Origin of the sequence: Mesorhizobium sp. M7A.F.Ca.CA.002.09.1.1 (assembly GCF_003998555.1) — a bacterium.
Lineage (GTDB): Bacteria > Pseudomonadota > Alphaproteobacteria > Rhizobiales > Rhizobiaceae > Mesorhizobium > Mesorhizobium ciceri.
Window position 1 is genome coordinate 1 of sequence record NZ_RZRR01000134.1, and the last position, 8,733, is coordinate 8,733.

Annotated in this window: 10 protein-coding genes and 1 pseudogene; 8 read left to right on the forward strand and 3 right to left on the reverse strand. The window is 60.4% G+C overall.

Annotated features, from left to right (window positions below):
* The 4 genes and pseudogenes from EN994_RS08635 to EN994_RS08650 form a co-directional block, all read left to right on the forward strand.
* A pseudogene (locus EN994_RS08635) lies at window positions 1-386 on the forward strand (DNA polymerase III subunit delta'); the annotation flags it as partial.
* 90 nt (window positions 387-476) lie between these two features.
* On the forward strand, window positions 477-2,027 hold the full coding sequence (gene metG, locus EN994_RS08640; protein WP_063168014.1) for a methionine--tRNA ligase: 1,551 nt from the start codon (window positions 477-479) through the stop codon (window positions 2,025-2,027).
* Window positions 2,027-2,821, forward strand: coding sequence for a TatD family hydrolase (locus EN994_RS08645; protein WP_063168015.1), 795 nt, complete (start codon window positions 2,027-2,029; stop codon window positions 2,819-2,821). The genes metG and EN994_RS08645 overlap by 1 nt, the downstream gene beginning before the upstream one ends.
* Before the next feature lie 3 nt (window positions 2,822-2,824).
* Window positions 2,825-3,652: an MBL fold metallo-hydrolase gene (locus EN994_RS08650; protein WP_013531573.1), complete on the forward strand. Its 828-nt coding sequence runs from the start codon at window positions 2,825-2,827 to the stop codon at window positions 3,650-3,652.
* A gap of 4 nt (window positions 3,653-3,656) precedes the next feature.
* On the opposite strand, the gene EN994_RS08655 is transcribed toward EN994_RS08650, so the two are convergent.
* The gene (locus tag EN994_RS08655; protein ID WP_224620913.1) at window positions 3,657-4,301 is read right to left on the reverse strand and encodes a GNAT family N-acetyltransferase; all 645 of its coding nucleotides are present in this window, start codon (window positions 4,299-4,301) and stop codon (window positions 3,657-3,659) included.
* Between the two features lie 418 nt (window positions 4,302-4,719).
* Complete coding sequence (locus EN994_RS08660) at window positions 4,720-5,202, reverse strand: RidA family protein (protein ID WP_027161647.1); 483 nt, start codon at window positions 5,200-5,202, stop codon at window positions 4,720-4,722.
* A gap of 192 nt (window positions 5,203-5,394) precedes the next feature.
* On the opposite strand from EN994_RS08660, the gene EN994_RS08665 reads away from it, so the two are divergent.
* The 3 genes from EN994_RS08665 (at window position 5,395) to EN994_RS08675 (ending at window position 7,559) form a co-directional block, all read left to right on the forward strand.
* Window positions 5,395-6,090, forward strand: coding sequence for a TetR/AcrR family transcriptional regulator C-terminal domain-containing protein (locus EN994_RS08665; RefSeq protein ID WP_013531570.1), 696 nt, complete (start codon window positions 5,395-5,397; stop codon window positions 6,088-6,090).
* Between the two features lie 307 nt (window positions 6,091-6,397).
* Window positions 6,398-7,369: an SDR family oxidoreductase gene (locus EN994_RS08670; RefSeq protein WP_024505521.1), complete on the forward strand. Its 972-nt coding sequence runs from the start codon at window positions 6,398-6,400 to the stop codon at window positions 7,367-7,369.
* A 40-nt stretch (window positions 7,370-7,409) separates the two neighbouring features.
* A complete protein-coding gene (locus EN994_RS08675) occupies window positions 7,410-7,559 on the forward strand; it encodes a hypothetical protein (protein WP_013531568.1) in 150 nt (49 codons plus the stop codon).
* A gap of 59 nt (window positions 7,560-7,618) precedes the next feature.
* Here the strand turns inward: EN994_RS08675 and EN994_RS08680 are convergent, their stop codons facing one another.
* Entirely contained in the window at window positions 7,619-8,125 is a 507-nt protein-coding gene (locus EN994_RS08680; protein WP_013531567.1) for a ferritin-like domain-containing protein, read from the reverse strand.
* Between the two features lie 234 nt (window positions 8,126-8,359).
* Here EN994_RS08680 and EN994_RS08685 point away from each other — a divergent pair.
* A partial coding sequence (locus tag EN994_RS08685; protein WP_164745842.1) for an HAD-IIB family hydrolase occupies window positions 8,360-8,733 on the forward strand: 374 nt, incomplete at its 3' end.

The following is an 8,733-nucleotide window of genomic DNA, read 5'->3' on the forward strand; positions in this document are numbered from 1 at the left end:
GCGCGGCACTGGCCGAGCGGGCAGGGGGCAGCGCCCGCACCGCGATCCTCTTGACGCAGTATGGCGGGTTTGAGATCGCTTCGACGCTCGACGCTCTGGTCACCGGGAAAAAGAGCGATGTCGGCGGCGCGTTCCGCCTCGCCGAAGCCGTGGCCGGCCGCGATCAGGCGATCCAGTTCGATATCTTCAACCGCCGGGTGCTAGACCTGTTGTCGGACGCGGCAAGCCAGGCAGCACTGGCTGGCGATCTCGCACGAGCCAAAACGCTGTCGGACACTTGGCATGAGGCGCTGGACGCTATATCTGAGACCGATACTTACAATCTCGATAAGAAGCAGCACGCCTTGATCATGATCGACCGCCTGAATTCTGCAATGCGAATGTGACTGGGTTTCCTGGATCGGGATGGCAAATGCTGCCTCGATACGATATCCACCGCCACGCCTTTCCATTCAGACATTCATGACGCTTCATTCATGTCACGCGACAAATTCTACATCACCACCCCGATCTTTTATCCGAACGGCAAGCCGCATATCGGCCACGCCTATACGGTCATTGCAACCGACGCCCTGGCACGCTTCCAGCGCCTGGACGGCAAGGACGTCTTCTTCCTGACCGGCACCGACGAGCATGGCCTGAAGATGCAGCAAACTGCCGAGAAGGAAGGTATAACGCCACTGGCGCTGGCCGACCGCAATTCGGCGATTTTCCGCGCAATGACCGAGGCGATGGGCGGCTCGAATGACCAATACATTCGCACGACCGAACCGCGCCACTACGAATCCTGTCAGGCGATCTGGAAAGCGATGGCCGCCAATGGCGACATCTATCTCGACCGCTATAGCGGCTGGTATTCGGTGCGCCAGGAAGCCTATTTCGACGAGAGCGAGACGACGCTCGGCGACGACGGCGTGCGCCGCGAACCGCTTGGGTCGCCGGTCGAATGGAACGAGGAAGAAAGCTATTTCTTCCGGCTTTCCGCCTATCAGGACAAATTGCTGGCGCTTTATGAGAGCCAGCCCGACTTTGTCGGTCCGACCGAGCGCCGCAACGAGGTGCTCAGCTTCGTCAAGTCGGGGCTGAAGGATCTGTCGATCTCGCGCACGACCTTCAAATGGGGCGTGCCGGTGCCAGGCGACGACAAGCATGTGATGTATGTCTGGGTCGACGCCTTGACCAACTACATCACCGCCGCCGGCTATCCCGACACAAAGGCCGAGCAATGGCACTATTGGCCGGCCACGCACATCATCGGCAAGGACATTGTCCGCTTCCATGCGGTCTATTGGCCGGCATTTCTGATGTCGGCGGGCATCGAGTTGCCAAAGCGCGTCTTCGCGCATGGCTTCCTGTTCAACCGCGGCGAGAAGATGTCGAAATCTGTTGGCAACGTCGTCGATCCATTCGCGATGGTCGAGCACTACGGTCTCGACCAGGTGCGCTACTTCTTCCTGCGCGAGGTGCCGTTCGGTAACGATGGCAGCTACAGCCATGACGCGATCGTCAACCGCACCAATGCCGATCTTGCCAACGGTCTCGGCAACCTGGCGCAGCGTTCGCTGTCGATGATCGCCAAGAACTGCGGCGGCGTGGTGCCGCAGCGCGGCGAGCTGACGGATGCAGACAGAGCGATCCTGGATCAGGCCGCCGCCGCGCTCGACACCGCGCGCAAGGCGGTCGCCGAGCAGGGCATCCATCTGGCGCTGGCAGCTATCTTCGGCGTGGTGGCGGAAGCCGATCGCTACTTCGCCGGCGAGGCACCATGGGCGCTGAAGAAGACCAACCCGGCGCGCATGGAAACGGTGCTGTGGACGACCGCCGAAGTCGTGCGCCGCGTGGCGGTGCTGTGTCAGCCCTTCACTCCGGGCTCGGCCGCGAAACTGCTCGACCTGCTGGCGGTGCCGGCGGAGAGCCGCGATTTCGTGCATGTCCACGCGGATCACGCGCTTGTGCCCGGCACTGCGTTGCCGGTGCCGGAAGGCGTGTTTCCGCGTTACGTCGAACAGCCGGACGCGAACATCTGATGCTCGTCGACAGCCACTGCCATCTGGATTTTCCAGATTTCGCCGAGGAGCGGGCGGCCATCGTCGCCCGCGCTTTAGCCGCCGGAATTGGCCGTATGGTGACGATCTCGACACGCGTGAAGCGGTTTCCGCAAGTACTTGAGATCGCTGAAACTTTCGACGAAATCTATTGCTCTGTCGGCACTCATCCGCACAATGCGGCCGAAGAACTGGATATCACGGTCGAGGAGCTTGTGCGGCTATCCGCGCACCCAAAAGTAGTGGCCATCGGCGAGGCCGGTCTCGACTATTTTTACGACAAGGCGCCACGCGATGCACAGGCGCAAGGCTTTCGCAACCACATCGCCGCCGCCCGTGAAACGGGGCTGCCGCTGGTCATCCATTCGCGCGATGCCGATGCCGACATGGCTGATATTCTCGAGGACGAAACAGGGAAGGGCGCCTTCCCCTTCATCCTGCATTGCTTTTCTTCCGGGCGCCGGCTTGCCGAGGTGGGCGTCGCTCTCGGTGGCTACGTGTCGTTCTCGGGCATCCTGACCTTCAAGAATTCAGCTGAGTTGCGTGCCATTGCCGCCGATGTCCCGCATGCCCGATTGCTGGTCGAAACCGATGCGCCCTATCTGGCGCCCGTGCCGTTTCGCGGCAAACGCAACGAGCCCGCCTATGTCGCCCATACCGCCAAAGTGCTGGCCGAAACGATCGGGGTAAGCGAAGCTGAAATCGCCGATCTGACCACAGATAATTTCTTCCGGCTGTTCGGCAAGATGCCGCGGCCTGCAGAGCAAAGTGCCTGAACGATGACTGACCGGCTGCGCCTCACCATTCTCGGCTGCGGCTCGTCCCCAGGTACGCCGCGCATCACCGGCGATTGGGGCAATTGCGACCCCGACAACCCCAGGAACCGGCGCACCCGTGCCGCCGCGCTCGTCGAGCGGATTGCGGCGAACGGCAGCCGAACGACTGTCGTCATCGACACGGGGCCGGATTTTCGGCAGCAGATGCTGCTGGCCGGCGTCAAACGTGTCGATGCGGTCGTCTATACCCACCCGCATGCCGACCATATCCATGGCATCGACGATCTGCGCGGTTTCGTCCTCGATCAGCGCCAGCTCATCGACGTCCATGCCGACAGGGCGACGATGCTTCGGCTGCGGGAAGCGTTCGGATACTGTTTCGAGACGCCGCAAGGCAGTTCCTATCCGCCGATCGTCAGGCCGCATCTCATCGACCACACCAGGCCGGTGGTCGTCGAAGGAGAGGGGGGTACCCTCACCCTCGAGCCGCTGCCGCAGATCCACGGCGACATCGTATCGCTCGGTTTCCGCATTGGCGGTCTCGCCTATTGCCCCGACATCAGCGACTTTCCGGAACCCACCGCCGAACGGCTGGGCGACCTCGACGTGCTGATCATCGACGCGCTGCAGTACCGGACGCATCCAAGTCATCTGTCACTTGGCGAAGCGCTTGAATGGATCCAGCGGCTGGCGCCGATACATGCGGTGCTGACACATATGCACGTGCCGCTCGACTACGTCTCGGTGATGGCCGAGACACCAGCCAATGTCGAACCCGCCTATGACGGCATGGTTATAGAAATCCCTTATGAATCAGCACGATGCGAATAGAGCTTCATGAGGGCTTTCGGCTCCTTGGTGCAAATATCAGCAGCGTTCCGATCCGCTCGTAGCCCATCCGGGGATAAAGCAGCGCCCCGGCATGGGTTGCTGCCAGCACCGAGTACCTTGACCCGCGCGCGCGATCGTCGTGCAACATTTTCGATATCAAAGCCTGACCAATGCCGCGACGCCGGTGCGACGGCTCGACATACATGCTCGAACACCAGGTGGCTCCCACGGCATCCAGGCTGCGAACGCGCCCAACGATGTCGGCGCCGTCGATTGCCACATACTGGCGGAACGGCGCGGTGTCGCCGAGCAAATCGTCTGGGATCGGCTGCCTGCGGATGATCTTTCCCAACTGTGCCGCCCGTTCGGCCGTCTGCACGCGTTCGACCGAAGCAACCGATGGCGGGTTCGGAATCCGGTGCAATCGGTGGACGAAAAAGCCTTCGGTCCGCAGCAGCCGGTAGCCGAGAGCTTTGTAGGCGGTTCGTGTCGGCCCGTCCGGATCGTCGTTCGCGATCACAACGGAAATGGCAAAGCCCGGCCGCGCATGCTGCCGCACGACGGCATCGGTCTCTTGAGCGGCGACGTCATGGACGACCCATTCTTCGCCGCGGTAATCGCGAGGATTCTTGCGTTCGGCATCGCGCATCAGCCACAATGGTCCAACGCGGCTGGCCTCGTAAGGAAAGGTGCGGCTCCTATCAGCGCTGAAGCCATGCACGAACACTTCGATTGCCGCTTCGATCTCGCTGTTTGCCATCTTCATTTCAACAGCCTAGCGTTGGCGATCCGCTCAAGGCAATACGCCACAATCGGCTCAAGCCTATGAGAATCAGCGGCAATTTACAGTTCTTGGCCCATGCGTTAGTTCCATAATCTATCTTATGCGACTTTTGGATACGGCGAGCGGCATGGATGCGGCGGTCCCCGACTTCACTTTCCAGTTCCCTTGGAGGCTTCAGCCTGGAAACACGTGAGGCTTGGAAACATCCGCTCGATATTGTGAGCGCGCAGCCGTCGGCAGCGCGCTCGACTCTTTGTTCGAACGATCGGGTCAATCGGAGCGACTATTCCAGAATAACGGTGGCCTCCACCTCGAAAAGCATGGGATCGATTGCAAGCTTGGGAACGGGAACCAGAGTCTGCGCCGGCAGCGCCTCGCCGAACATGTCCTTGACGTTCCTGGTCAACACCTCGAGCTTGGACATGTCGTGGTCGACCACGAAGACCGTGAGCTTCGCCACCTGATCCGGCTTGGCGCCGATGCCCTCAAGCGCAGCATGCAAATTTGCGTAGGCCTGCTTCACCTGGACGGCGAAATCCGGTGACAAGGTTCCTGTGCTGTCTTGGCCGCCCTGCCCGGAGATGTAGGCGATCCGAGCTCCGAGCGGTGCGATTACGGCGGTGCTGTAGCCATTCGGCGACGGGTCGTAGAGTGCCTGTGGATTGACAATAGTCAGCTTGAACTCGTTCGCCGGCGACGCAGTGGGGACTGCAATGGTCATGATGATTAGCCCTCCGATAAGCAGATGCTTGATTGCGCGTGACATGGTTTTTCGCTTGGCTCCGCAGCCTGCGAGCAACCTACCCTGGCGCCTGCAGATTGAACTTTAACCTAATCGCTACGTGAATCGTGCGATGTACGAGTCATCGTATGGTACGTCGTACGAGTCAATCGCTCAAGATCGACATTTGTCGCGTTGCCGGTCAAAATCGATGTTCTGAAAAAGCGAGGACGACGGATGGTAGCCAAACGCAGCGGCGCCCGGAGCAAAGGGGATCAACGGATAAGCGTGTCGCTCCAGCCCGTGCAGCAAGCGAGCACCGAGCCGCCGCTGTCTCGAGAGCGTATCGTGGCGACCGCGGTGGAACTGCTGGACGCCCAGGGCATAGACGGATTGACAATGCGTCGGCTGGCCGATCGCCTCGGCTCGGGTGTGATGAGTCTATATTGGCACGTCGACAACAAGGAGGATGTCTTTGATCTAGCAGTCGATTCGGTGCTCGAACATCGCGGATCGCCTGAAACAGGTGAGTCTCCGGACTGGCGCGGAGACGTCGTTCATATGCTCGAAGACTGGCGCGCCAGAATGTTGCGCCATCCTTGGTCGGCATCGCTGTTGCCGCGCCGGGCGCTCGGTCGGAACATTCTCGGTCGCCTGGAAATGCTGAGCAAGACCTTGTCCAGAGCCGGTGTTGCGGACGCGGATCTGAACGCCGCGATATGGTCGCTCTGGAACTATGTGATGGGCGCCACCCTCACCCGGGCAAGCTTCGATCTCTCGGAAGAAGACAGGGCAGCCGCACAGCAGCGTCTTACACATCTCAGCGAACACTACCCGACAATCGAACGCTCTCGTCTGCTGTTGGACAACGATTGGGATGGCGCCTTCCGAAGAGGCCTCGACTTCCTGCTCGACGGCCTCTCGCCAAGATAGAATTCCGGCGCTCCGCCCGGAGCAGACCGGATGGCGCTGCTTTGCGCACGCGACGCAAGAGCTTCCCAGTCCACATCATCACGTTTGGCTCGCCGCCAAGGCGGCGCAGGCAGCGGGCAAGCCCCAGATGCTCGATCCCATCGCGGCGGTGGCTGGTGCGGCTGCATTGCAGCTGAATTGTTGCAGTTGGCGATGTCGTCGCCACGCATTGCCAACCGCTGGTCGGAATCCTCTCTGCAGTCGATCTTTTGCGCAAAACCTTTTTGGCCGACATGCGTTGTTTTCTCTCCAAGCCAAGGAGACGATCATGCAGATGAAGTCGGAAATAGCCGGTGAAGCGGCCAAGCAGCGCCATATCCAACGTGGCATCGATGCCAAGGACAAATCGAAAGGCGATGGGAAGCTTCAAGGCGCCATGCAGGCTGGCGCCCGCGAATATCCCGAGCCCCCCTTCCCTGAGCAACATCAGCCCAAACCGGGACATGAATGGGCCATAGAGCCGGCGCCGCTGTACGATGCGCCTTACTATCTCGGATCGAAAAAACTCAACCAAAAGGTAGCGCTCATCACGGGCGGCGATTCGGGCATCGGCCGCTCGGTGGCGGTGTTGTTCGCCCGCGAGGGCGCCGACGTCGCGATCGTCTATCTGGCCGAGGACAAGGACGCTGAAGAGACCAAATCCGCGGTGGAAAAGGAGGGACGACGCTGCCTCCTGGTCAAGGCCGATGTCAGCGAACGCAGCCACTGCCACAAGGCGGTCATGGAGACCGTTGAAAAATTCGGCCGCATCGACGTGCTGGTCAACAATGCTGCGTTCCAGATCCATTCCAGCGACTTCGGCGAGCTCACCGAAGAACATTTCGACACGACGTTGAAGACCAATCTTTACGGCTATTTTCATATGGCGCAGGAAGCGGTGCCGCACATGAAACCCGGTTCGGCGATCATCAACACCGGTTCGGTAACCGGTATCGACGGTTCAAAACAGCTGGTCGACTATTCGATGACCAAGGGCGGCATTCATGCTTTCACGCGGGCCCTGTCGGGCAATCTCATCGGCAAGGGCATAAGGGTGAATGCGGTAGCACCGGGTCCGGTGTGGACGCCGCTCAATCCGTCGGACAAGGAAGCTGACGACGTCTCGAAATTCGGCGCCGACACGCCAATGAAACGACCAGCGCAACCGGAAGAGCTCGCGCCGGCCTATGTGTTCCTCGCTTCGCCGCATTGCTCGAGCTACATCACCGGCGAAATCTTGCCCGTCGTCGGAGGGTACTGAGGATGGCCGAAACGAAGTCCGCAACGAAGGAGTAGGATGGATGGGCCGTCTGCTTTTCATGGTGGCGTTCGCTTGTGTAGCGTATCGCATCTACACGGAAACCGCAGGGTCTGCTCGGCATGTGCCGCAGGATGACGGTGAGGCGCTGCGCAAGCAATCAGCGGCACTGGGCGTCGACCCGTCTCGCTGACGGGATGGAACCTACCGGCAATCCGGCCGGCTGGTAACTCGGCCGGCCGGATTGCAGCCTTATTCGGCTGCCTGCAGGTTGATCTTGCTTTCCGCCATTTCGGTGAGCTTGCGATCTGTCGCCTGTTCTTCCTTGAGATTCTTGGCCAGCACATTGGCGCAGTCGGTGCGGCCAAGCTGCTTGGCCCAGGCGATGAGCGTGCCGTAGCGCGTCATCTCGTAGTGTTCGACGGCCTGCGCCGAAGCAATCAGCGCCGCGTCGAGAACCTCCTTGTCATCGACGTCACCGCTCACATCGTCGGCCTCCTCGAGAATGCCGTCGATTGCCGGACAGTTGACCTCCTTGGCCTTGACGCCATGCAACTCAAACACCTGTTCGACGCGCTCGACATGGCCTCTCGTCTGATCGAGGTGCTTTTCAAATCCGGCTTTCAATTGCGGGTCGGTTGCCTTGTCGATCATCTTCGGCAGCGCTTTCTCGATCTGCTTTTCGGCGTAATAGATGTCGCGCAGCGTGTGCACGAAGAGATCGTCGAGTGTCTTTATGTCCTTCGAAAAGAAGCCCATGGCCTTACCTTTCATTGCGCTTGGTGTGGATTTCGGCGACGGGGTTTGCGCCGCCAACAAAGACCGGGACGGTTCCCGGCTTCTCTGGTCAACGTGCCGGCACCGAAGGAGTTCCTGATTTCCGAGGGCGGACCGTTCCCCCTTCTCCAAGACCTCGATCCGGTCGGCGGGGAGCCTTTGTCTCGATCACACGTTCTAGCCGCAGAGCAATCGGAACCGAGAAGGGTTGGCGGAATGTATTTCATTGCATTGGCGACTGACTATGACGGCACGCTGGCTCATGATGGGGTCGTCGCCAAGAAAACGCTCACTGCGCTTGAGCGGTTCAAGAAAAGCGGCCGCAAGCTGGTTCTCGTCACCGGGCGTGAACTGCCCGATCTCAAGGGCGTCTTTCCCGAGCTTAGCCTCTTCGACAAGGTCGTCGCTGAGAATGGCGCGATGATCTACACGCCGGCCAGCGAGGAAGAGCGGGTGATCGCCCCGCCGCCCGAGCCCAAATTCGTCGCCAGGTTGAAGAGGCAGGGCGTCAAGCCGCTTTCGGTCGGACGATCGATCGTCGCGACCTGGGAACCGCATCAAGCGACCGTGCTTGAGGTCATCAAGAAGAT

Bases quoted from the DNA above. Each gene is read 5' to 3' on its own strand.
- metG (WP_063168014.1), top strand. From the start codon at position 477: ATGTCACGCGACAAATTCTACATCACCACCCCGATCTTTTATCCGAAC.
- EN994_RS08645 (WP_063168015.1), top strand. From the start codon at position 2,027: ATGCTCGTCGACAGCCACTGCCATCTGGATTTTCCAGATTTCGCCGAG.
- EN994_RS08650 (WP_013531573.1), top strand. From the start codon at position 2,825: ATGACTGACCGGCTGCGCCTCACCATTCTCGGCTGCGGCTCGTCCCCA.
- EN994_RS08655 (WP_224620913.1), bottom strand. From the start codon at position 4,301: ATGCGCGATGCCGAACGCAAGAATCCTCGCGATTACCGCGGCGAAGAA.
- EN994_RS08660 (WP_027161647.1), bottom strand. From the start codon at position 5,202: ATGTCACGCGCAATCAAGCATCTGCTTATCGGAGGGCTAATCATCATG.
- EN994_RS08665 (WP_013531570.1), top strand. From the start codon at position 5,395: ATGGTAGCCAAACGCAGCGGCGCCCGGAGCAAAGGGGATCAACGGATA.
- EN994_RS08670 (WP_024505521.1), top strand. From the start codon at position 6,398: ATGCAGATGAAGTCGGAAATAGCCGGTGAAGCGGCCAAGCAGCGCCAT.
- EN994_RS08675 (WP_013531568.1), top strand. From the start codon at position 7,410: ATGGGCCGTCTGCTTTTCATGGTGGCGTTCGCTTGTGTAGCGTATCGC.
- EN994_RS08680 (WP_013531567.1), bottom strand. From the start codon at position 8,125: ATGGGCTTCTTTTCGAAGGACATAAAGACACTCGACGATCTCTTCGTG.